Source organism: Roseovarius sp. MBR-78 (assembly GCF_040547535.1).
Lineage (GTDB): Bacteria > Pseudomonadota > Alphaproteobacteria > Rhodobacterales > Rhodobacteraceae > Roseovarius.
This window is the reverse complement of sequence record NZ_JBEPPX010000021.1, coordinates 15,982-36,204: the sequence shown is the minus strand read 5'-3', so window position 1 is coordinate 36,204 and position 20,223 is coordinate 15,982. Positions and strand designations below refer to the sequence as shown.

At 66.7% G+C, this 20,223-nt stretch carries 19 protein-coding genes; 4 read left to right on the top strand and 15 right to left on the bottom strand.

Going from position 1 to position 20,223, the window contains the following annotated elements:
* Window position 1 precedes the first annotated feature (1 nt).
* Together mnmH and cobT are read right to left on the bottom strand one after the other, a co-directional pair.
* The gene (gene mnmH, locus ABIE58_RS15335) at window positions 2-1,039 is read right to left on the bottom strand and encodes a tRNA 2-selenouridine(34) synthase MnmH (protein ID WP_354545582.1); all 1,038 of its coding nucleotides are present in this window, start codon (window positions 1,037-1,039) and stop codon (window positions 2-4) included.
* 2 nt (window positions 1,040-1,041) lie between these two features.
* Window positions 1,042-2,916 carry a cobaltochelatase subunit CobT gene (gene cobT, locus ABIE58_RS15330; protein ID WP_354545581.1) on the bottom strand — a complete coding sequence of 625 codons (1,875 nt, stop codon included), beginning with the start codon at window positions 2,914-2,916 and terminating at the stop codon, window positions 1,042-1,044.
* A gap of 98 nt (window positions 2,917-3,014) precedes the next feature.
* On the opposite strand from cobT, the gene ABIE58_RS15325 reads away from it, so the two are divergent.
* On the top strand, window positions 3,015-3,227 hold the full coding sequence (locus tag ABIE58_RS15325) for a hypothetical protein (RefSeq protein ID WP_354545580.1): 213 nt from the start codon (window positions 3,015-3,017) through the stop codon (window positions 3,225-3,227).
* A 14-nt stretch (window positions 3,228-3,241) separates the two neighbouring features.
* Here the strand turns inward: ABIE58_RS15325 and cobS are convergent, their stop codons facing one another.
* The 4 genes from cobS to ABIE58_RS15305 all read right to left on the bottom strand — a co-directional run bounded on the left by cobS (window position 3,242) and on the right by ABIE58_RS15305 (window position 7,491).
* Window positions 3,242-4,228: a cobaltochelatase subunit CobS gene (gene cobS, locus ABIE58_RS15320; RefSeq protein WP_354545579.1), complete on the bottom strand. Its 987-nt coding sequence runs from the start codon at window positions 4,226-4,228 to the stop codon at window positions 3,242-3,244.
* Between the two features lie 202 nt (window positions 4,229-4,430).
* Window positions 4,431-5,303: a 3-hydroxyisobutyrate dehydrogenase gene (gene mmsB / locus ABIE58_RS15315; protein ID WP_354545578.1), complete on the bottom strand. Its 873-nt coding sequence runs from the start codon at window positions 5,301-5,303 to the stop codon at window positions 4,431-4,433.
* Window positions 5,300-6,352: a 3-hydroxyisobutyryl-CoA hydrolase gene (locus tag ABIE58_RS15310; protein WP_354545577.1), complete on the bottom strand. Its 1,053-nt coding sequence runs from the start codon at window positions 6,350-6,352 to the stop codon at window positions 5,300-5,302. Before ABIE58_RS15310 ends, mmsB begins: the two co-directional genes overlap by 4 nt.
* A complete protein-coding gene (locus ABIE58_RS15305) occupies window positions 6,349-7,491 on the bottom strand; it encodes an acyl-CoA dehydrogenase family protein (protein ID WP_354545576.1) in 1,143 nt (380 codons plus the stop codon). The genes ABIE58_RS15310 and ABIE58_RS15305 overlap by 4 nt, the downstream gene beginning before the upstream one ends.
* A 338-nt stretch (window positions 7,492-7,829) precedes the next feature.
* Here ABIE58_RS15305 and coaD point away from each other — a divergent pair, with 338 nt between their 5' ends.
* Window positions 7,830-8,321 (top strand): pantetheine-phosphate adenylyltransferase, encoded by a 492-nt coding sequence (gene coaD / locus ABIE58_RS15300; RefSeq protein ID WP_354545575.1) that lies wholly within the window; start codon window positions 7,830-7,832, stop codon window positions 8,319-8,321.
* Between the two features lie 67 nt (window positions 8,322-8,388).
* Here coaD and ilvN read toward each other — a convergent pair whose 3' ends face one another.
* From ilvN to ABIE58_RS15280, 4 genes are read right to left on the bottom strand one after another with little or no spacing between them, the layout of a single operon-like run.
* Window positions 8,389-8,949 (bottom strand): acetolactate synthase small subunit, encoded by a 561-nt coding sequence (gene ilvN / locus ABIE58_RS15295; protein ID WP_354545574.1) that lies wholly within the window; start codon window positions 8,947-8,949, stop codon window positions 8,389-8,391.
* A gap of 23 nt (window positions 8,950-8,972) precedes the next feature.
* Window positions 8,973-10,241 (bottom strand): glycosyltransferase family 87 protein, encoded by a 1,269-nt coding sequence (locus ABIE58_RS15290; protein ID WP_354545573.1) that lies wholly within the window; start codon window positions 10,239-10,241, stop codon window positions 8,973-8,975.
* Window positions 10,238-10,363: a hypothetical protein gene (locus ABIE58_RS15285; RefSeq protein ID WP_354545572.1), complete on the bottom strand. Its 126-nt coding sequence runs from the start codon at window positions 10,361-10,363 to the stop codon at window positions 10,238-10,240. Before ABIE58_RS15285 ends, ABIE58_RS15290 begins: the two co-directional genes overlap by 4 nt.
* Complete coding sequence (locus ABIE58_RS15280; protein WP_354545571.1) at window positions 10,363-12,117, bottom strand: acetolactate synthase 3 large subunit; 1,755 nt, start codon at window positions 12,115-12,117, stop codon at window positions 10,363-10,365. The genes ABIE58_RS15285 and ABIE58_RS15280 overlap by 1 nt, the downstream gene beginning before the upstream one ends.
* 358 nt (window positions 12,118-12,475) lie before the next feature.
* Here ABIE58_RS15280 and ABIE58_RS15275 point away from each other — a divergent pair, with 358 nt between their 5' ends.
* Window positions 12,476-14,356: a PhoX family protein gene (locus ABIE58_RS15275; protein WP_354545570.1), complete on the top strand. Its 1,881-nt coding sequence runs from the start codon at window positions 12,476-12,478 to the stop codon at window positions 14,354-14,356.
* Window positions 14,357-14,517: 161 nt separating this feature from the next.
* Here the strand turns inward: ABIE58_RS15275 and ABIE58_RS15270 are convergent, their stop codons facing one another.
* The 4 genes from ABIE58_RS15270 to ABIE58_RS15255 all read right to left on the bottom strand — a co-directional run bounded on the left by ABIE58_RS15270 (window position 14,518) and on the right by ABIE58_RS15255 (window position 18,157).
* The gene (locus ABIE58_RS15270; protein ID WP_354545569.1) at window positions 14,518-15,708 is read right to left on the bottom strand and encodes a peptidoglycan DD-metalloendopeptidase family protein; all 1,191 of its coding nucleotides are present in this window, start codon (window positions 15,706-15,708) and stop codon (window positions 14,518-14,520) included.
* Window positions 15,709-15,741: 33 nt separating this feature from the next.
* Window positions 15,742-16,398 (bottom strand): protein-L-isoaspartate(D-aspartate) O-methyltransferase, encoded by a 657-nt coding sequence (locus ABIE58_RS15265; protein WP_354545568.1) that lies wholly within the window; start codon window positions 16,396-16,398, stop codon window positions 15,742-15,744.
* Window positions 16,395-17,177, bottom strand: coding sequence for a 5'/3'-nucleotidase SurE (surE, locus tag ABIE58_RS15260; RefSeq protein WP_354545567.1), 783 nt, complete (start codon window positions 17,175-17,177; stop codon window positions 16,395-16,397). The genes ABIE58_RS15265 and surE overlap by 4 nt, the downstream gene beginning before the upstream one ends.
* A 125-nt stretch (window positions 17,178-17,302) precedes the next feature.
* Entirely contained in the window at window positions 17,303-18,157 is an 855-nt protein-coding gene (locus ABIE58_RS15255; protein WP_354545566.1) for a sigma-70 family RNA polymerase sigma factor, read from the bottom strand.
* 98 nt (window positions 18,158-18,255) lie between these two features.
* On the opposite strand from ABIE58_RS15255, the gene ABIE58_RS15250 reads away from it, so the two are divergent.
* The gene (locus ABIE58_RS15250) at window positions 18,256-18,840 is read left to right on the top strand and encodes a MarR family winged helix-turn-helix transcriptional regulator (protein WP_354545565.1); all 585 of its coding nucleotides are present in this window, start codon (window positions 18,256-18,258) and stop codon (window positions 18,838-18,840) included.
* Window positions 18,841-18,888: 48 nt separating this feature from the next.
* Here the strand turns inward: ABIE58_RS15250 and serS are convergent, their stop codons facing one another.
* The gene (gene serS, locus ABIE58_RS15245; RefSeq protein ID WP_354545564.1) at window positions 18,889-20,181 is read right to left on the bottom strand and encodes a serine--tRNA ligase; all 1,293 of its coding nucleotides are present in this window, start codon (window positions 20,179-20,181) and stop codon (window positions 18,889-18,891) included.
* Window positions 20,182-20,223: the final 42 nt, after the last annotated feature.

Here is a 20,223-nt window from a genome sequence, read left to right as displayed (position 1 = left end):
TCTAGCTGTGCCGGTCGATCAGGCGGCGCGCGGTCGCAGTCAGCGTGACATGGCTCAGGTCGGGCAGGGCGAGCGTTGTCGCCGTCCCGGTGCGGGACATGCGTGTGTAGCGCGGATCGTAATGGGTGCGGATTAACTCTTCCACCAGCCGCGCGAAATCACCCGATGCGGCAAGCGCGCGCCATGCGTCGGCCTGCGCGTGGCCGTGATAGCGCACCAGCCGCGACAGGATCGCGTCGAGCCGGTCCGGGTCGGCGATCAGGTCTTCGTATTCGGCGAGGATATGGCCCACGCGCGCGGCCATCGGCGCGTCGATGCGGGTGCTTTGCGCGTGCCTCATCGCGGTGGCGAGCGCGGGCGGCAGGGTGATGCGCCCGATGCGCGGGCTTTCGGCCTCGACAAAGACCGGGCGCGCAGGGTCGAGTGCGGTCATCGCGGCGGCAAGCGTGCTCTCGAACCCCTTTTGCGCGGGCTGTGCGTGGCCCACCAGGCCAAAGAGCGAGCCGCGATGCGCGGCCATGGCCTCAAGGTCGATCACCTGCGCGCCCGCCTCTGCCAGATGCGCCAGAAGCCGCGTCTTGGCGGTGCCGGTGCCGCCGTCGATCAGCACGATGCGCGCCGGAAAGGCCGCCTCGTAAAGCGCGTGCACCACAAGGCGGCGATAGCTGCGATAGCCGCCCGCGATTACGTCCGCGCGCCAGCCGACCTGTTGCAGGATCACGGTAAACGAGCCCGACCGCTGCCCCCCGCGCCAGCAATAGACCAGCGGTCGCCAGCCGCCAGAGCGGTCCGCCAGCGGCCCTTCGAGATGGGCGGCGGCGTTGCGCGCGACCAGCGCCGCGCCGATCTTGCGGGCAAGAAAGCGGTCCTCTTGCACATAGATCGTGCCCACGCGCGCGCGCTCGGCATCCGAGAGCACGGGTAGGCTGATGGCACCGGGGATGTGATCCTCGGCAAACTCCGAGGGCGAGCGCACGTCGATGATCTGATCGAAGGGGAGGGCGGCGAGACCCGTGAGGCTGTCGAGGGTGGCGGGCACGCTCAGCCCGCCCGCCTTATGCCCATGACGCGGGCGCGCGCGCGCGGGTCGCTGTCGAAAAGCGCGGCTAGTTGTTCGGTCATCGCGCCGGCAAGCTGATCGGCATCGGTGATCGTCACCGCGCGCTCGTAATAGCGCGTCACGTCATGGCCGATGCCGATGGCGAGCAATTCCACCTGTTTGCGGCGCTCGACCATGGCGATCACGTCGCGCAGGTGTTTCTCCAGGTAATTCGCGGGGTTCACGCTCAGCGTGCTGTCATCGACCGGCGCGCCATCGGAAATCACCATCAGGATCTTGCGCGCCTCGCGGCGGGCCACGGTGCGCCTGTGCGCCCATTCCAGCGCCTCGCCGTCGATGTTTTCCTTGAGCAGCCCCTCTTTCATCATCAGGCCAAGATTGTCGCGCGTGCGCCGCATCGGCGCATCGGCGGATTTGTAGATGATGTGGCGCAGATCGTTGAGGCGGCCGGGCAGTTGCGGGCGGCCCTCGGCCAGCCATTTCTCGCGGCTTTGGCCGCCCTTCCAGGCGCGGGTGGTAAAGCCGAGGATTTCCACCTTGACCGAACACCGCTCCAGCGTGCGCGCCAGAACATCGGCGCAGATCGCGGCGATGGAAATGGGCCGCCCGCGCATCGAGCCGGAATTATCGAGCAGAAGCGTCACCACCGTGTCGCGGAACTCGGTATCCTTTTCAATCTTGAAGCTGAGCGGCGTGGTGGGGTTGGCGACCACCCGCGCAAGGCGGCCCGCATCAAGAATACCCTCTTCGAGATCGAATTCCCACGACCGGCTCTGCTGCGCCTGAAGGCGGCGTTGCAGCTTGTTGGCAAGGCGGCTCACCGCGCCCTTGAGTGGCTCCAACTGCTGATCGAGATAGGCGCGCAGGCGCTCTAACTCGACCGGGTCGGCCAGATCCTCGGCGCGGATTTCCTCGTCATGGGTGGCGTCATAGACCATGTAGCCCGGATCGGCCTCCGACGCGGGCGGCGGCGGCGGCGGATCGAGCGGGGCCTCGCCCTCGGGCAATTCGGCTTCCTCGTCCATCTCCTGATCGGCCATCTCGTCGAGGCTCACCTGCGCCTGTTGCGCGTCTTGCTGGTCGTCCTGGGCGCGCTCGGGGTCGGCCTCGGCCTCGTCGCCCTCGCTGTCATCCTCGCCTTGGCTGTCGGGGTCGTCCTCCTCGCCGGTCTCTTCGGCCTCGTCCTCCTGGTCCTCGTCGGGGCGGTCGGGGTCGTCGCCCAACTGGTCGCCATAGCCCAGATCCTCGATGATCCGCCGGGCAAAGCGGGCGAATGCCGCCTGATCGGCCAGCGTCTCTTGCAGCGCCTCGAGCGTTCCGCCTGCCTGTTCCTCGATGAAGCCGCGCCACAGATCCATCACGTTCTGTGCGCCCGGCGGCATGTCGCGGCCGGTGGCGAGGTGGCGGATCAGGTATCCGGCGGCGGCGGGCAGGGGGGCATCGGCGGAATTTGTGATCTGCTCGAAGCCGAGACGCTGCGCATCGGCGGCAATCTTTGAATCGATATTGGTGGCGGTGCCGGGCATGTCGCGCGCGCCCACGGCCTCGCAGCGGGCCGTCTCCATCGCCTCGTAAAGGTCGCGCGCCATGTCGCCGGGCGGCGCATAACGCGCGTGCAGCGCGTCATCGTGGAACCTGTGCCGCAGCGCCAGCGCATCCGCCGTGCCACGCGCAAGCAGCACCTCCTCGCGGGTCATCCGGCGGCTGACCTGCGGCAGGCGCATCGCATCGCCCGAGAGCCCAGCCGGGTCGACCGAGTAGCTCACCGACAGGTCAGAATCGTCGGCCATCACCTTGGTGGCATTGGCCAGCGCCTTCTTGAACGGATCGGCGGGGTTGTCGGTGGGTTTGGTCATGGGATCGCGACAGTGAGTGTGGGGATTAGCGAAGTATTAACCGCGCGTTTGCAATGATGGGCGCGGGCGCTTATCTTGGAGAGTGAGGGAGACGCCCGATGCCGGACACGCCTGAGAACCACACCATCAAGCTGTTGCAGGAGATGCGCAGCGAAATGCGCGAGCAGTTCAACGAAATGCGCGAGCAATTCGAAGACGTAAACACGCGCATCGACGGCGTGACCCATATCCTGACCCTGATGGCCGGGCACCAATACGCGCTCGATGGACGGGTAGAGGCGCTCGAAGACGCGGCCAAGCCCGAGGTCTGACAGGGCCACCCGCGTCACCGCACGCTCACATTCGCAGCACTTTCCGGCAGTTCCTCGTCGAAACAGCGCTGGTAGAATTCGGCCACGGTCTGCCGCTCCAGCTCGTCGCATTTGTTGAGGAAGGTGAGCCGGAACGCATAGCCCACGTTGCGGAAAATAGTGGCGTTCTGCGCCCAGGCGATCACGGTGCGCGGGCTCATCACGGTGGACAACTCGCCATTCATGAAGGCGGTGCGCGAGAGATCCGCCACCGTCACCATGCGGCTCACGGTCTTGCGTCCCTCGGCGGTGTTGTAGAGCGGGTTTTTCGACAGCACGATGGCCACCTCGGCATCGTGGCTGAGGTAATTGAGCGTGGCCACCAGCGACCAGCGGTCCATCTGGCCCTGGTTGATCTGCTGCGTGCCGTGATAAAGCCCCGTGGTGTCGCCGAGGCCCACCGTGTTGGCGGTCGCAAAGAGGCGGAAATAGGGGTTCGGCGTGATCACCTCGTTCTGGTCCAGCAGGGTCAGCTTGCCATCGGCCTCCAGCACGCGCTGGATCACGAACATCACATCGGCGCGGCCCGCGTCATATTCGTCGAACACGATCGCGGTGGGGTTGCGCAGCGCCCAGGGCAGGATGCCCTCGTGAAATTCGGTCACCTGCACCCCGTCGCGCAGCTTGATCGCGTCCTTGCCGATGAGGTCGATCCGGCTGATATGGCTGTCGAGGTTGACGCGCACGCAGGGCCAGTTGAGCCGCGCCGCGACCTGCTCGATATGGGTGGATTTGCCGGTGCCGTGATAGCCCTGGATCATCACGCGGCGGTTATGGGAAAACCCGGCAAGGATCGCCAGCGTCGTGTCAGGATCGAATTTATAGGTCGAATCGAACTCGGGCACACGGTCGGTGCGGGTGGCGAAGCCCTTCACGATCATGTCGGTGTCGATGCCAAAGGTTTCGCGCACGGCGATCTCTTCGGTTGGTTTCGCGTTGATGTCGAGTGTTCCGTCCGCCATGTCGCCCGGTCCTTCAGATCGCGTCGTTTATCGGTGCCGTCGTGTTCGTGCCGTGGTGCAACATATCGCGGCCAAGGGCAAGGGAAAGGGGCGGCGCTACTTTGCCAGCACCGCACCCTCGGGCGCGCGGGCGGGGACGAGCGCGTCCGGCAGGCCGCCGCCGCCATCGGCGGCAGCCCCGTGGCGCGCGCCCGCCAGCCCATCAGCTGCGGCCGCGGCGCTCGAACCGGGGCAGCATGGCCGAGAAGTCGCGCCCCTTGCCGTCCTCACCCTCGACGAACTGCGCATAAAGATCGCAGGCCGCGCGGCCCATCGGCGTATCGGCATCCGCCGCCTCTGCGGCCTGTTGCGACAGGCGCAGATCCTTGAGCATCAGGTCGGCGGCGAAACCGGGGGTGTAGCCGTTATCGGCGGGCGATTTCGGCCCCACGCCCGGCGCGGGGCAATAGGCGTTCATCGACCAGCTATAGCCCGAGGAGGTGCTCACCACGTCGAACATCGCCTGCCGGTCCAGCCCCAGCTTGTCGGCAAGGGCAAAGGCCTCGCAAGTGGCGATCATGGTCACGCCAAGGATCATGTTGTTGCAGATCTTGGCCGCTTGCCCGTTGCCGGATGGGCCGCAGTGAACCGCCTTTTGCCCCATGATATCAAATAGCTCCGAGGCGATCTTGAAGCCCTCCTCGTCACCGCCCACCATGAAGGTGAGCGTGCCCGCCGCCGCCCCGCCGACGCCGCCCGACACTGGCGCATCGAGCGCCGAAAGCCCCGCCGCCACAGCATCGGCCGCCACATCGCGGGCCGATTGCACATCGACGGTAGAGCAATCGAGCAGCACCGCGCCCGTCTCCATCGCCGGGATCACCTCGGCGGCGACGCGGCGCAGGATATCGCCATTGGGCAGCATGGTGATGACCACCGCCGCGCCCTTGGCCGCCTCGGCGGCACTCGCGGCGGCACTTACCCCCTCGGGCATCGGCGCGGCGAGATCAAAGCCTGCCACCTCGTGCCCGGCCTTGGCGAGATTGGCCGCCATCGGCGCGCCCATATTGCCCAGCCCGATAAATCCGATCTTCATTGTGTCTCCTCCGTTTCGAGTGTCAGGGCATCCTTGCCCAAGGGCCGCAGCATCTGCGACACCGCCACGCCCGGCAGGCTGTCAAGCCCATGTTTCCATTGCGGTTTGCGGTCCTTGTCGATGATCGCGGCGCGAATCCCTTCCAGCAAATCGCCCTGCTCCATCGCACGATAGGTGAAGCGGTATTCAAGGCCAAGGGCGCGCGCGATATCCGCCGACGGGCCGCGCAGCCGGTGCACCATCTCGACCGCGCAGGCCATCGACAGCGGCGAATTGCGCGCCATCGCCTTGAGCGTATCGCGCGCGAAATCGCTGTCCGTGGCGCGCAGCGCGTTGAGGATATCCTGCAAGCCCTCGCCGCCGAAATGCGCGTCTACCTCAGCCTGCCGGGCGCGCAGCACCCCCTCTGGCGGGGCCTCGGCATGGGTCGCGATCACGCCCGGATCGCCGCTCTCAACCAGCGCGGCACCCATGTCAGACCACTTTAACTGTGGAACGTAAAAATCGGAAAAGCCACAATAAATGGAATCATCCGGCCCCATGCGTGTGGCCGTGGTGCCAAGATATTCGCCCATCCGCCCCGGCGCGCGCGCCAGCAGAAGCGACCCGCCCACATCCGGCACCAGCCCGATGCCACATTCCGGCATGGCGATTTGCGTGCTCTCGCACACCACCCGGTGCGAGCCGTGGCACGACACGCCGACGCCGCCGCCCATGACAAAGCCCTGCATCAGCGCCACGTAAGGTTTGGGGTAGCGGGCGATCTTGGCGTTCAGCCGGTATTCATCGGCCCAGAACCGCCGCCCATAGGCGAAATCGCCCGCGCGACCGGTGTCATAAAGCTGCTGGATATCGCCGCCTGCACAGAACGCGCGATCCCCCTCGGCGTCGATCACCACCAGCGCCACGTCCTCATCCGCGCGCCAGTCGTCAAGCGCCGCCTCAATCGCCATCGCCATGTCATAGCTCAGCGCATTGAGCGCGCGGGGCCGCGTCAGCGTGATCCGCCCCGCGCGCCCCTCCTTGCGGATATGGATATCGCCGCTCATTGGTCTGCCAGCATCTGCCGCGCCACAATGAGGCGCATGATCTCGTTGGTCCCCTCAAGAATTTCGTGCACGCGCAGGTCGCGCACCAGCTTCTCGATCCCGTAATCGGCCAGATAGCCGTAACCGCCATGCAGTTGCAGGCATTGGTTGACGATGCGACTGCCCGCCTCGGTCACGAATTTCTTGGCCATCGCGCAGAACTTGGTGGCGTCAGGCGCGTCATTGTCAAGCTTCCACGCCGCCTGCCGCAGGAAGGTGCGCGCCGCCTGAAGCTCGATCTCCATATCCGCCAGCCGGAATTGCAGCGCCTGGAACTGGTCGATGGATTTGCCGAACGCCTTGCGCTCGGCCATGTAGCGCAGGGTCATGTCGATGGCCTGCTGCGCGGCGCCCAGCGAACAGGCGGAGATATTGAGCCGCCCGCCATCCAGCCCGTTCATGGCATAAGTGAAACCCTTGCCCTCTTCTCCGACCAGGTTCGCGGCCGGAATGTTGCAATTGTCAAACTGCACTTGGCGCGTCGGCTGTGCCTTCCAGCCCATCTTGTCCTCCAGCCCGCCAAAGCTGAGGCCCGGTGCGCCATCCTCGACATAGACGGTCGAGATGCCCTTGGGTCCGTCCCCGCCGGTGCGCACCATGACCACGTAAGCATCCGAATAGCCGCCCCCCGAGATGAACGCCTTGCTGCCGTTGAGGGTATAGCCCTCATTGGTGCGCTCGGCGCGGGTGCGCAGCGCGGCGGCGTCCGAGCCCGATCCCGGCTCGGTCAGGCAGTAGGAGAGCACCGTTTCCATGCTCATCGCGCGCGGCAGAACGCGCGCCTTCATCTCGTCGCTGGCGAATTTGTCGATCATCTTGGCGCACATGTTGTGGATCGACAGAAACGCCGCCACCGCCGGGCAGGCCATCGACAGCGCCTCGAATACCAGCGTCGCATCGAGCCGCGTGAGGCCAGACCCGCCTGCCTCCTCGCTCACGTAAAGCCCGCCAAAGCCAAGCGCCGCGATCTCGGGCCATAGCTCTTTCGGGATCGTGCCCGCCGCCTCCCAGTCGCGGGCATGGGGCGCGATCCGGTCCTGCCCGAAGGCATGGGCCATGTCGAAAATGGCGGTTTGTTCCTCGGTCAGGGCGAAATCCATGGGCGGCTCCTGTGACGGCTTGGATCGGGTGAATTGAACGCATGTTAAATTACAAATCCTTGCAACAGTTTTGCAAGGGACGATGTGGGCAAAGGGGCGCTGTCGCGGGTGCGCCATGGAGCATCTATGGCGTGATCGCCTGTTTTGCAGTAAATTACCGTCCATATTCCAATGTCCGATTTCTCGAAAATGGCGGCTTGCAGGGGAAAAGCCCTGTAAGGGGAAGGGTCACCTGGCCAAGACAGGTGCCGCCCCCATCTCACCGCTCCCCGAGGGGGCTTGCATCCGCGCGCGCAATATTGTTGCGTGGCGCGGCATTGCAACAACGGAGTGGCCCGATGCGCATCGCCCTTTATCCCGGCACGTTCGACCCGATCACGCTGGGCCATATCGACATCATCCGCCGCGCCGCCGTGCTGGTTGATCGCCTCGTGATCGGCGTGGCGATCAACCGCGACAAGGGGCCGCTTTTCTCGCTGAAGGAGCGCGTGGCGATGATCGAGGCGGAATGCGTGGCGCTCACCGAGGAGACCGGCACCGAGATCGTCGCCCACCCGTTCGACAACCTGCTCATCCATTGCGCCCATGACGTGGGCGCGCAGATCATCGTGCGCGGGCTGCGCGCGGTGGCGGATTTCGAATACGAATTCCAGATGGTCGGCATGAATCGCGCGCTCGACAACACGGTGGAGACGGTGTTTCTCATGGCCGATGCCGGCCACCAGGCGATCGCGTCGAAACTGGTCAAGGAAATCGCGCGGCTCGGCGGCGATGTGACGCGTTTCGTCACGCCCCCGGTGCGGGTGGCGCTGGCCGGGAAATTCAACTGAAAGGGGGCGCGCGCCCCCCGTGCCAGATCGGGCCGTCTGCGTCAGGTATGGACCACGCGCCCTGCGCTCAGACTCCGCGCGACATTGCCGCCACGCCGGTGCGCGCCATGTCGACAAGGCCCAGCGGGCGCATCAACTCGGCGAACGCGTCGATCTTTTCGGGCGCGCCGGTGATCTCGAAGACAAAGCTCTTGAGCGTGCTGTCGACCACCTTGGCGCGGAAGATATCCGCCAGCCGCAGCGCCTCCACGCGCTTGTCGCCCTCGCCCTCGACCTTCAACAGCGCCAGTTCGCGCTCGACCGCTGGTCCTTCCACGGTGAGGTCATGCACCTCGTGCACCGGCACGATGCGGCCAAGCTGCGCCTTGATCTGCTCGATCACCTGCGGTGTGCCGGTGGTGACGATGGTGATGCGGCTGGTGTGGCCGGTATGGTCCACCTCGGCCACGGTGAGGCTGTCGATATTGTAGCCCCGGCCCGAGAAAAGGCCGATCACCCGCGCCAAAACGCCGGGCTCGTTATCGACGATCACGGCGAGCGTATGGGTCTCCTGCACATCCGAGAATTGCGGCCGCAGGTTATAGGCCGAATGCTTGGACGAGCCTTTCTTGATTTTCAGGGCGGACATGAGCGCGATCCTGTGTTGTGGTTTCAGAGGGTTTGGGGGCTGATCGGGTCTGGTTTGCGCATGGCATGGCGCAGGCAGGCAAGCAACGCGACAATGTTGACGGGAACAAAGACGAAGCGAAAGACCTCTATGCCCGCACCGGTGCTCAGCATGGCAAGAAACGGTGGGGCGAGGCCGAGCCACATCGCCAGGCCAAGGGCCGCCGCGCCGGGTTTTGCGACCAAAACCCCGGCCCGCCACATGAACAGCGCCGCCGGCACCAGAAACGCGGATTCGTAGAACCACAGATACGGCGAGGCGAGCGGGATCACCGCAAAGAGAATCGCGGCGCGCAGGTCGGGCGATGCCGTCCGGCTGCGCCAACTGAGAAAGACGATGAGGGCGCAGGCCGCTGTGACGCTCCACTGAAGCGCCAGCGCCAGCGGCTCGCCGACACCAGCCCCGACCATCGCGGAATAGGGGCTTACCATGAGATCCATTCCCGCGATGTTCGCGCGCACCATATCGCCGTGAAGGCGCATCATATCCAGCATTCGGGGCCAGTAGCCGATCCCGAACAGCCCTGTCGGCACCGCCGCCAACACCGCGGTGGTGAGCACGGCCGACAGGATTGCCCGCCACGCCCCGCAGGCCACGAGCATCACCGGCAACAGCACCCCCAGTTGTGGCTTCAGCGTCAGGCACCCGATGCAGATACCGGCCAGGATCGGGCGATCCGCCCGCAGGGCCGCCAGCGCCGCGATCAGCCCGGCCATCCACAACATGGTGGTCTGTCCGACGATGAGACTTGGCATTACCGCCGGTGCCAGCGCCACGGCAAGCAGAACCTGGGGCCGGCCCGCGACAAAGCGGCGGACAGCAAGCGCGAATGCAACAAGCCCGATCGCATCGAATACGAACCACGCGGCCCAGAAAGGCAGTAGCCCAAGCGGCATGAGCGCCATCATGAAGCCGGGCGGATAGGCCCAGGGCATCCAGTCGGGATCGACGTTGCCGGCTGCCTGCTGAAGCCGCGCCACGTCGAACGCGTCGAAGGGCAGGCCCTGCAACGCCAGTTTCGCCGCCGCCCAGAACACGTAGAAATCGATGGTGAACGCGCTCTCGCCCGACCCCGAAAGCTCGATCACCCCCGCGACCTGGAAGGCAATGACGAACACGAGCGTTGCGGCAACGCCGAGGATCGCCAACTGCCAGCCGCGCCTGTGATCGAAAACGGCAAGCCGCGCGTCCGCGCGGCAATCCGTCGTCTCGGGCAATGCCCGGTTGCCGGGAATGTCCTGCGCCGCCGTCATGCCAGCACCGCCTGGCCTGCCTTGATCGCGCCCTTGGTGCCGACTTTGTTGAGTTTCAGGGCGGGCATTCGATGTTCCTTGGTGTTGTCGGGCGTTTGCGGGTGGTGGATGAAACCCACCATCACACCAACACCGCCCCGCCTGCCTTGATCGCGCCCTTGGTGCTGGCCTCGCCCAAGAGCATCTTGTTATGCGGTTCGCCCGAGGGGATCATCGGGAAGCAGTTTTCGTGTTTCTCCACCAGGCAATCGAAGATCACCGGCCCGTCATGGGCCAGCATCTCCATGATTGCGTCGTCAAGATCGGCGGGGTCGCGGCACAGGATGCCCTTGGCCCCGAACGCCTCGGCCAGTTTCACGAAATCGGGCAGCGATTCCGACCACGAGGACGAATACCGCTCGCCATGCAGCAATTCCTGCCATTGGCGCACCATGCCGAGGCGCTCGTTGTTGAGGATGAACTGCTTGACCGGCAGGCGGTATTGCATTGCCGTGCCCATCTCCTGCATGTTCATCAGCCACGACGCCTCGCCCGCCACGTTGATCACCAGTGCATCCGGGTGGGCCATCTGCACCCCGATCGAGGCCGGAAAGCCGTAGCCCATGGTGCCAAGCCCGCCCGACGTCATCCAGCGGTTGGGGTCCTCAAAACCCAGATATTGCGCCGCCCACATCTGGTGCTGGCCCACTTCGGTGCAGATATAGCGATCATGCCCCTTGGTCAGCGCCTCAAGCCGCTCCAGCGCGTATTGCGGTCGGATCACCGGGCCGGATTGCTTGAACTTCAGGCAATCGACCTTGCGCCACTCGTCGATCCGCTCCCACCATTTGGCGATTCCCTCGGCATTGACCTTGCGCCCGCGCGCCTTCCAGACCTTGAGCAGGTCTTCGAGCACATGGGCGATGTCGCCGACGATGGGGATATCGGTCTTGATGACCTTGTTGATCGACGACGGGTCGATGTCGATATGGGCCTTGATGCTGTCAGGGCTGAACGCATCGAGCCGCCCGGTGATCCGGTCGTCAAAACGCGCGCCGATATTGATCATCAGGTCGCAGCCATGCATCGCCATATTGGCCTCGTAAAGCCCGTGCATGCCGAGCATCCCGAGCCAATGCTTGCCGCTCGCGGGATAGGCCCCGAGGCCCATCAGGGTGGAGGTGATCGGAATCCCCGTCGCCTCGACCAGTTCGCGCAAAAGCTGGCTGGCGGCGGGGCCGGAATTGATGACGCCGCCGCCGGTATAGAAAATCGGGCGTTTGGCCTTCTCGATGGCCGCGACAAGATCGGTGATGCCCTCGATATCGCCCTTGACCTGCGGCTGATAGTGGTGCGTGCGCGCCTGTTTCGGTCCGACATATTCGGCGCTGGCGAATTGCACATCCTTGGGTATGTCGATCAGCACCGGTCCCGGACGCCCCGAGGTGGCGACATGGAACGCCTGGTGGATGATGTCCGACAGGTTCCTGGTGTCCGACACGAGCCAGTTATGCTTGGTGCAGGGGCGCGTGATGCCCACGGTGTCGGCCTCCTGAAAGGCGTCGGTGCCGATCATGAAGGTGGGCACCTGGCCCGTCAGCACCACCAGCGGGATCGAATCCATCAGCGCATCGGTGATGCCGGTCACGGCATTGGTGGCCCCCGGCCCCGAGGTCACCAGCACCACGCCCGGCTTGCCGGTGGAGCGGGCATAGCCCTCGGCGGCGTGAACCGCGCCCTGCTCATGGCGCACAAGGATGTGGCGAATGTCGTTTTGCTGGAAAATCTCGTCATAGATCGGCAGCACCGCGCCGCCCGGATAGCCGAATACGACCTCCACGCCCTGATCCCTGAGGGCCTGGACCACCATTTTCGCTCCGGTCATCTGACGTGTCATGTGCCTCGTGCTCCGTCTACTACGTCATTGCGGTTTCGCATAAAAAAGCCCCCGGTCGCATCGCGGGGGCGCATGGGAGGCCGAAAGGGTGTTTCGGTTACCGGCCCGTGCGCCATTTGCCTACGATGCCTACACGCGTGGTCATGCCACCTGCTCCTCATGCTGCGTGGCGGCGACATTAGGTCCGGGGGCGGGGGGCGTCAACCCGATCCGGCGGATAAAATGTCGCAAACAGCCGGTATTTTTTGCATTTGTTGCGCAAGATACCGTGTCGCCCGCTGGTGCCGCGACAAACGGATGTTACATACATACCCGATGCTGGGCCAACTTGATCCGGTGCCAGCGACAGGAGCCTGCCATGACCGATTTCAACGACCTCACCCTTTCCGCCGATGACTGGGACGAGTTGCACGACCCGCGCCCCGACGAGACCGATTTCGACCGGGTGATCGCCGCCGCCCTGTCGCGGCGCGGCTTTCTCTCGGGGCTGGTGGCCTTCGGCTCGGGCGCAGCCGCGATGGGGCTGGGCGCGGCGCTGCCGGGCGCGGCGCGCGCCGAGGGGCGGTTCGCCTTTACCCCCATCGCGGCGCAGGCCGACACCACCGTTCATGTGCCCGAGGGCTATGACTGGCAGGTGCTGGTGCGCTGGGGCGATGGGCTGTTTTCGGACGTGGCCGATTTCGACAATGCCACAGGCGGCGCAGAAGGCGATGCCGACCGGGTCTTCGGCGAGAATAATGACGGGATGGAGTTTTTCCTGCTGGGCGACCGGCAGGTGATCGCGGTCAACCACGAATATGTCAACCGCGACGTGAACCTGCCGCAGCGCGCCGATGGCACGCCCGAGAGCCTTGAGGATGTGCGCAAGCTACAAAAGCTGCAAGGCGTCACCGTGATGGAAGTGGCCGAGGGGGCGCAGGGCTGGCACGTGGTCAAGGACAGCCCGGTCAACCGCCGCATCACCCACCTCACCCCGATGACGCTGAGCGGCCCGGCAGCGGGCCATGAGCTGCTGCGCACCAAGGCCGATCCGACCGGCCGGCAGGCGCTTGGCACGTTCAACAATTGCGGCTCGGGGCGCACGCCCTGGGGCACCTACCTGACCTGCGAGGAAAATTTCAACGGCTATTTCGGCACCACCGACGCGGGCGCGGCGCTGCCAGAGGATTACGCGCGCTACGGCATCCGGGCCGAGGGGCGCGGCTATGATTATCACAAATACGATGCACGGTTCGATGTCGCGCAAAACCCCGCCGAGCCGCGCCGCGCGGGTTACGTGGTGGAAATCGACCCTTCGGATGCGTCCTCGACGCCGGTCAAACGCACCGCGCTTGGCCGCTTCAAGCACGAGAATGCCGAACTGGTGCTCGCCCCCGATGGCCGCGTCGTGGTCTATATGGGCGATGACGAGCGCGGCGAGTTTCTTTATAAATACGTCTCCGAGGGCAGCTATGCGCCGGGGGGCGACACGTCCGGATTGCTCGACCGGGGCACGCTCTACGTGGCGCGGTTCGATGAGGATGGCACCGGGCGGTGGCTTGCGCTCACGCCCGAGACGACCGGCATGGCGCTTGCCGAAATCTGCATCCTGACGCGGCAGGCGGCCTCCATCGTGGGGGCCACCACGATGGACCGGCCTGAATGGGTAGCGACAAACCCGCTGCGCGCCGAGGGGTATTGCGCGCTGACCAACAACAAGAACCGCGGCATCAAGCCCAATGCCGGCGGCGACGCCACGCCGGTGGGCGGGCCGAACCCGCGCGCCGAGAACCACTATGGCCAGATCCTGCGCTGGCGACCTGCGGGCGAGGATCACACCGCCGAGGCGTTCACATGGGACCTCTACGTGATGGCGGGCAATCCCACCGTGCACGGCGACGCCTATGCCGGCAGCGCCAATATCCACGAGGGCAATCTCTTCAACTCGCCCGACGGGATGGCCTTTGACAGCACGGGCCTCTTGTGGATCCAGACCGATGGCGATGACGGCAACGAGGGCGATTTCGCGGGCATGGGCAACAACCAGATGCTGGTGGGCGATCCGGTCTCGGGGCGGATCGAGCGGTTCCTGACCGGGCCCAATGGCTGCGAGGTGACGGGGCTCGCGTGGTCGGCGGACCGGCGCGCGATGTTCGTGGGCATCCAGCACCCCGACGCGCCCTTTCCCGATGGCGAGGGGCGGCTGCCGCGCTCGTCCATCGTGGTGGTGACGCGGGCCGACGGGGGGGCCATCGGCTGACGCCGGGTAGCTGCTCAGACCGGCGGCGGCACAGCCTGAGTTTGTGCCGCCGCCCACTCTGCGGAACGCCCCCGCGCTGTTGCCGATCCGCCATCGCGGCCTGACAAGGGCGGATCGGCTTGGCGACCCGGCAACAGGGGGCTTTGCGGCTGCCCCGCGCCTCAGTTGCCGAGGAACGGGTTGGGATCGAGGCTTTCGATCCCGTCGCGCACCTCGAAATGCAGCGCCGGGTTGCCCGAGGCGGGCAGCTTGCCGATGGTCTGGCCGCGTTCCACGGTCGCGCCCTTCTCGACGGTCAGTTGCGCGAGGTTGGAATAGACCGTGAGCAGGTTGCCCTCGTGGCGGATGACGGCGATGGGGCGGCCGTCGCTATCCTCGATCACCGCCGCCACGGTGCCCGCCCCGGCGGCGCGCACCGACGCGCCGGGTGCGCCTGAAATGTCGATCCCGTCATTGCGGCCCTTGGCATAATCGCGCACGATCGCCCCGTCGAGCGGCCGGGCAAGGCGCGCCTCGCGCGTTTTGGTCTGGCTCTGGCCCAGGTCGGGCGCGGCCACCGGCTCGGGCGTGGTGGTCTCGGGCGCGGGCAGGGGGCGGTCGGCGCTTGGCGGCTCGGGGGCGCGAGAGGTGCCGCCGGGAGGGGTGATCGCGGCCTGTTGCTGCTCTTGCTCGCGTTCTTCGGTGCGGGCCTGGGGGCGCGTCCCGGTGGCGGGCACGGGGATCAGCAGGAATTGCCCCTCGCGCACGGTAAAGCGCGAATCGAGCCCGTTCCAATCGGCGAGGCTACGCACCGGCACGTTGTAGAGCCGCGAGATGGAATAGGCGGTCTCGCCGCGCGCAACCTTATGGCGCACGGGCTCTACCGCGCTCGGGGTCTTCGGGGCGGGGGCGGGGGCAAGGGGGCTGGTCTGGATCTTGTCGCCATCGGCGCGCTCGATGGCGCTGCCTGCGAGCGCCGCGATATCGGCGTCGGGACGGATCGGGCCGCCCTCGGGCTCGGCGACGCGGCGGGGCAGGGCGACGATCTCGCCCTCGCGCAGGATGTCGCCGGTCTGGATGCCGTTATAGCGGGCAAGCTCGGGCGCATCGGCACCGATCCGCGTGGCAAGCTTCGCCAGCGTGTCGCCGCGCTGGGCCACCGCGACCTGGTAGCCGGGATAGGAGATGATGCCGCGCGCATCGGGTGCGGGGCGTGCGGCGGTGGCGGTGCGCGCCGCCTCGGCGGTGCTGGGCGCGTTGCCGAAACCGCCGCGCATGTCGATATCGAGCGGTGCGCTGCACCCGGCGAGGGCAAGCGCCATGCCAATCCCAACCGTGACCCCGCGTGGAAAACGTCGCGTTTCAATACTCATGTCACTATCCCTTGTTGCTCGCCGGTGCCTGCCTCAGCCATCGCGCCCCAGCCCCTCGACCAGCGGCACGAAGCGCACCGGGCGCAGCTCGTCATAATCATACCCGGTCTCGTGCCGGGTCACGCGGATGAGTTGCTGCACCGCGTCCGACTGGCCCACGGGCAGCACCATGATACCGCCGATGCGAAGCTGCGCCAAGAGCGGGCCGGGCGGGTCTTCGGCGGCGGCGGTGACCAGAATACGGTCGAACGGGGCCTGCTCGGGCAGGCCAAAGCTGCCATCGGCGGTGAGGCAGACGATATTCGTCAGATCGAGCGCGGCAAAGATCGCCGAGGCCTCGCGCACAAGCTGGCGGTGGCGGTCCACGGTATAGACGCGGCGGGCAAGCTGGCTCAGGATCGCGGCCTGATAGCCCGAGCCGGTGCCCACCTCCAGCACCTTGTCGCGGCCCGTCAGCCGCAGCGCCTGCGTCATCAGCCCCACCACCGAGGGCTGGCTGATGGTCTGGCCGCAGGCGATGGGCAGCGGCATGTCCTCATAGGCGCGTTCCGCGAAATAGCCGCGCACGAAGGGGCCGCGGTCGATCCGCTCCATTGCCGTCAGCACGCGCGCATCCGTCACCCCGCGCGAGCGGAGCGCAAACAGGAACTGCATCTTGCGTTCGGCGATATGATCGGCCCCGTCGCTCATTCGATCGCCCTGAGTGCCTCCAGCGCGTCATGCGCGGTGAGGTCCGCACGCATCGGCGTGACCGAGATATAGCCCTGAAGGTTCACATCCGCGTCCGAGCCGGGGCTGGTGGGCATGTTCTGCGGCGCGCCGGTGACCCAGAGAAACCGCCGCCCCGAGGGCGCGAGATGGGGCTCTACGCCAAAGCCCATGTCGCGGCGAAAGCCCTGTGGCGCGGCGCGGATACCCTTGACCTCTGCGGCCGGGACGGGGGGAAAGTTGATGTTGTAGAAGATGCCGTAATCGTCGCGCGTCCATACGCCCTTGTCCAGAAGGCGTTGCAGCGTGGGCAGGCCGTGCACGCGCGCCGCCTCGAACGTGTCGGGCAGGTCGCGGTTCTCGGGGCCGTAATACTGGCTCAGCGCCACCGCCGGCACGCCCTGCAACGCGGCCTCCATCGCGGCGCCCACGGTGCCGGAATAGACCGCGTTTTCAGCCGCGTTGTTGCCCCGGTTGACGCCCGAGAGCACCAGATCGGGGGGCGCGTCCTTCATCACGTCGTGCAGCCCTGCCAGTACGCAATCGGCGGGGCTGCCCTCGGCGGCAAAGCGGCGCTCGGCCATCTGGCTGATCATCATGGGCCGGGTGTAGGAAATGCAGTGGCCGACGCCCGATTGCTCGAACGCGGGTGCCACGGTCCAGACCTCGCCCGCGTCGCCGGCAAGCGCGGTGGCGATGCCCTCCAGCACCGCCAGCCCCGGCGCGTTGATGCCGTCGTCATTGGTGATGAGAATGCGCATGATGCCCCGCCCGGTTTGCTGCCTGCCTGTGAAGCCTGTCTAACGCGTGCGCCGCGCGGCAACAAGCAGGCGCGGGGGGGCAGGGCAGCGGCGCGGCAGCATCAGCTTGCGTATCGCGCCGCCAGCTACATCCCCGAAAGCGCCTCGCGCACGCCGTCGCCCATGGCCGCGCGGAGCCGCTCCAGCCCGCGGTCGCGCAATTGCCGCACCCGCTCACGCGAGACACCGTGCAGCGCGCCAAGCTCCTGAAGCGTGAGCGGCGGATCGGCCAGCACGTTGGACACCACGATATGGCGCTCGCGCGTGGGCAGGGCGTGGAAATGGTCGATCATGGCGGCGCGCAGCCGCGCGCGGTCGTGACGCCGGGCAATCTCGGCCTCGGTGTCGCAGTCCGGGTCGGGGAGCAGGTCCATCGCCTCGGCCCCGTCCTCGCCCACCGCCGCGTGCAGCGAGGCGTCGGACTGGCCGAATTGCTGCCGCATCTGGGCCAGCGAGTGCGCATCGACCCCGAGTGCGGTGGCAAGACGCGCCTCGCGCGCGGCGGGGTCTTCGCCGGGGCGCTGCGGCAGGGCGTTCTCGATTTGGCCCAGCCGGAAGAACGCGACCCGCGCCTTGGCCGACCGCCCGCGCCGCACCAGCGACCAGTTGAGCAGCCGGTAATCCTGCAATTCGGCGCGAATCCACCAGGCGGCATAGGTCGAAAACCGGATGCCGCGATCCGGGTCGAACCCGTCGGCGGCGCGCATCAGGCCGATATAGGCCTGTTGCATCAGGTCGGGATCATCCTGCGCGCGGGCCTTGGTAAAGCGCGCCACCATCGCCTGCACCAGCGGGGCAAACGCCGTGACCAGCCGGTTGCGCGCCGCCACGTCGCCCCGCTCGCGCCAGGCGCGGGCCAGCAGCACCTCTTCCTCGGCCCCCAGAAGTGCGGGGCGGTTGGATCGCGCGGGCGCGCGCGCAGGAAAATGGGGCTTGTTCATGGGTCGGGTCCGGTATCGTGCCGCGATATGATTTCGACTCGAAACTATATGGTTGCGCGGCTCTGGTCAAACCGATATCGACTCGCTATTACTATCGCATGAGCGATCCCGCAAATCCCCAGGCCGCCCCCGGCACGCTGGCCGAACTGCTCGTGCATGTCGGGCGCTCGGCGCGTGGCGACGATGGCGCGCCCGCGCGGCTCACGGATGCGCAATGGACGGCGCTGCGCTTTTTCGCGCGCGCGATCCGGGCCTCGCGCACGCCCTCGGCATTCGCCAGTTTCCAGGCGACGACGCGCGGCACGGCCTCGCAGACCATCAAGACGCTGGAGGCGCGCGGCCTCTTGGAGCGCCGCCGCTCCGAGAGCGACGGGCGCAGCGTGCGATTCGAGGTGACGCAGGCGGGGCGCGCGATGCTGGAGGCCGATCCGCTGCGCCACCTGATGGCGGCGATCGCGCATCTACCCGAGGCGGACCGCGCGGCGCTGGCGCGGATATTGCCCGATCTGTCGGCGCAGATCGCGGGCGCGCGGGGCGCGGCGCAGGTGGGCACCTGCGGCAATTGCGACCATTACGAGGGGCGCGGCGGTGGCGGCTATTGCGCCTGCGTGGCGCAAAGCCTCGCGCCGTTCGAGATCGGCCAGCTTTGCACGCGGTTCAGCCCGCGCGCGGCGGCGGAATAGGGAGGGGGGCTGTCTGCCCCCCTGAGGATATTTTCGGCAAGATGACGCTCAGGCGAGCGTGCCGTCGGGGGTGAGCACGGTCTTGCCGCCAAGATAGGGGGTGAGCGCCTCGGGCAGGCGCACCGCGCCATCCGCCTGTTGCCCGTTTTCCAGCACCGCGATCAGGCAGCGCCCCACCGCCAGCCCCGAGCCGTTGAGCGTGTGCAGGAATTCGGGCTTTCCGCCGCTGGCGGGGCGAAAGCGGGCGTTCATGCGCCGCGCCTGGAAATCATCGCAGACCGAGACCGACGAGATTTCGCGATAGGTGTTCTGCCCCGGCAGCCAGACCTCGATATCATGGGTGCGCCGCGCGCCGAACCCCATGTCGCCGGTGCAGAGCACGATGGTGCGGTAGGGCAGGCCGAGGCGCTTCAGGATGCCTTCGGCGCAGGCGGTCATGCGGTCGAGCTCGGCGCGGCTGTGATCGGGGTGGGTGATCGAGACCATCTCGACCTTCTCGAACTGGTGCTGGCGCAGCATCCCGGCAGTGTCGCGCCCCGCCGATCCGGCCTCGGAGCGGAAACACTGGGTATGGGCGACCATGCGGCGCGGCAGGCTGGCCTCGTCCACCGTCTCGCCATGCACGAGATTGGTGAGCGTCACCTCGGCGGTGGGCACCAGCCACCAGCCATTGGTGGTCTCATAGCTGTCCTCGCCGAATTTCGGCAATTGCCCGGTGCCCTGCATCATCTCGGGGCGCACAAGGACGGGCGTCCAGGTCTCGGTCAGGTCGTTCTCGGTGATATGCGTGTCGAGCATGAATTGCGCCAGCGCCCGGTGGAGCCGCGCCACCGCGCCCGAGAGCACCACGAAGCGGCTGCCCGAAAGCTTGGCCGCGGCCTCGAAATCCATGCCGGCGGTGACGGCGGGCAGGTCGTAATGCTCTCTCGGCGTGAAATCGAACGTGGCGGGCGTGCCCCAGCGGTGCAATTCGACGTTGTCGGCCTCATCGGCGCCGTCGGGCACGTCATCATGCGGCAGGTTGGGCAGGCCCATCAGCCGCTCGGTCAGTTGCGCGTCGAGATCGCGCGCCTGCGATTGCATCGCGGCCACTTCGGCCTTCTTCTCGGTGACCAGCGCGCGCAGGCGCTCGAATTCGGCCTCGTCGCCGCGCGCCTTGGCGGCACCGACCTCCTTGGAGGCGCGGTTCTGCTCGGCCTGCGCGCTCTCGGCGGCATGGATGCGCGCGCGGCGTGCCTCGTCAAGCACGAGGATCTCGGCCGCGACCGGCGCAAGGCCGCGCCGGGCCATCGCCGCATCAAAGGCCTCCGGGGTGTCGCGGATGGCGCGGATATCGTGCATGGGGCTGGTCCTCGTGATGATCTGAATCGTCTCTCGCGCGCT

Coding starts and splice junctions, on each gene's coding strand:
- ABIE58_RS15290 (WP_354545573.1), bottom strand. CDS start 10,241: ATGACGGCGGCGCAGGACATTCCCGGCAACCGGGCATTGCCCGAGACG.
- ABIE58_RS15310 (WP_354545577.1), bottom strand. CDS start 6,352: ATGAGCGGCGATATCCATATCCGCAAGGAGGGGCGCGCGGGGCGGATC.
- ABIE58_RS15265 (WP_354545568.1), bottom strand. CDS start 16,398: ATGAGCGACGGGGCCGATCATATCGCCGAACGCAAGATGCAGTTCCTG.
- ABIE58_RS15275 (WP_354545570.1), top strand. CDS start 12,476: ATGACCGATTTCAACGACCTCACCCTTTCCGCCGATGACTGGGACGAG.
- mmsB (WP_354545578.1), bottom strand. CDS start 5,303: ATGAAGATCGGATTTATCGGGCTGGGCAATATGGGCGCGCCGATGGCG.
- surE (WP_354545567.1), bottom strand. CDS start 17,177: ATGCGCATTCTCATCACCAATGACGACGGCATCAACGCGCCGGGGCTG.
- ABIE58_RS15305 (WP_354545576.1), bottom strand. CDS start 7,491: ATGGATTTCGCCCTGACCGAGGAACAAACCGCCATTTTCGACATGGCC.
- coaD (WP_354545575.1), top strand. CDS start 7,830: ATGCGCATCGCCCTTTATCCCGGCACGTTCGACCCGATCACGCTGGGC.
- ABIE58_RS15255 (WP_354545566.1), bottom strand. CDS start 18,157: ATGAACAAGCCCCATTTTCCTGCGCGCGCGCCCGCGCGATCCAACCGC.
- cobS (WP_354545579.1), bottom strand. CDS start 4,228: ATGGCGGACGGAACACTCGACATCAACGCGAAACCAACCGAAGAGATC.
- ABIE58_RS15250 (WP_354545565.1), top strand. CDS start 18,256: ATGAGCGATCCCGCAAATCCCCAGGCCGCCCCCGGCACGCTGGCCGAA.
- ABIE58_RS15285 (WP_354545572.1), bottom strand. CDS start 10,363: ATGGTGGGTTTCATCCACCACCCGCAAACGCCCGACAACACCAAGGAA.
- serS (WP_354545564.1), bottom strand. CDS start 20,181: ATGCACGATATCCGCGCCATCCGCGACACCCCGGAGGCCTTTGATGCG.
- ABIE58_RS15325 (WP_354545580.1), top strand. CDS start 3,015: ATGCCGGACACGCCTGAGAACCACACCATCAAGCTGTTGCAGGAGATG.
- ilvN (WP_354545574.1), bottom strand. CDS start 8,949: ATGTCCGCCCTGAAAATCAAGAAAGGCTCGTCCAAGCATTCGGCCTAT.
- ABIE58_RS15280 (WP_354545571.1), bottom strand. CDS start 12,117: ATGACACGTCAGATGACCGGAGCGAAAATGGTGGTCCAGGCCCTCAGG.
- ABIE58_RS15270 (WP_354545569.1), bottom strand. CDS start 15,708: ATGAGTATTGAAACGCGACGTTTTCCACGCGGGGTCACGGTTGGGATT.
- cobT (WP_354545581.1), bottom strand. CDS start 2,916: ATGACCAAACCCACCGACAACCCCGCCGATCCGTTCAAGAAGGCGCTG.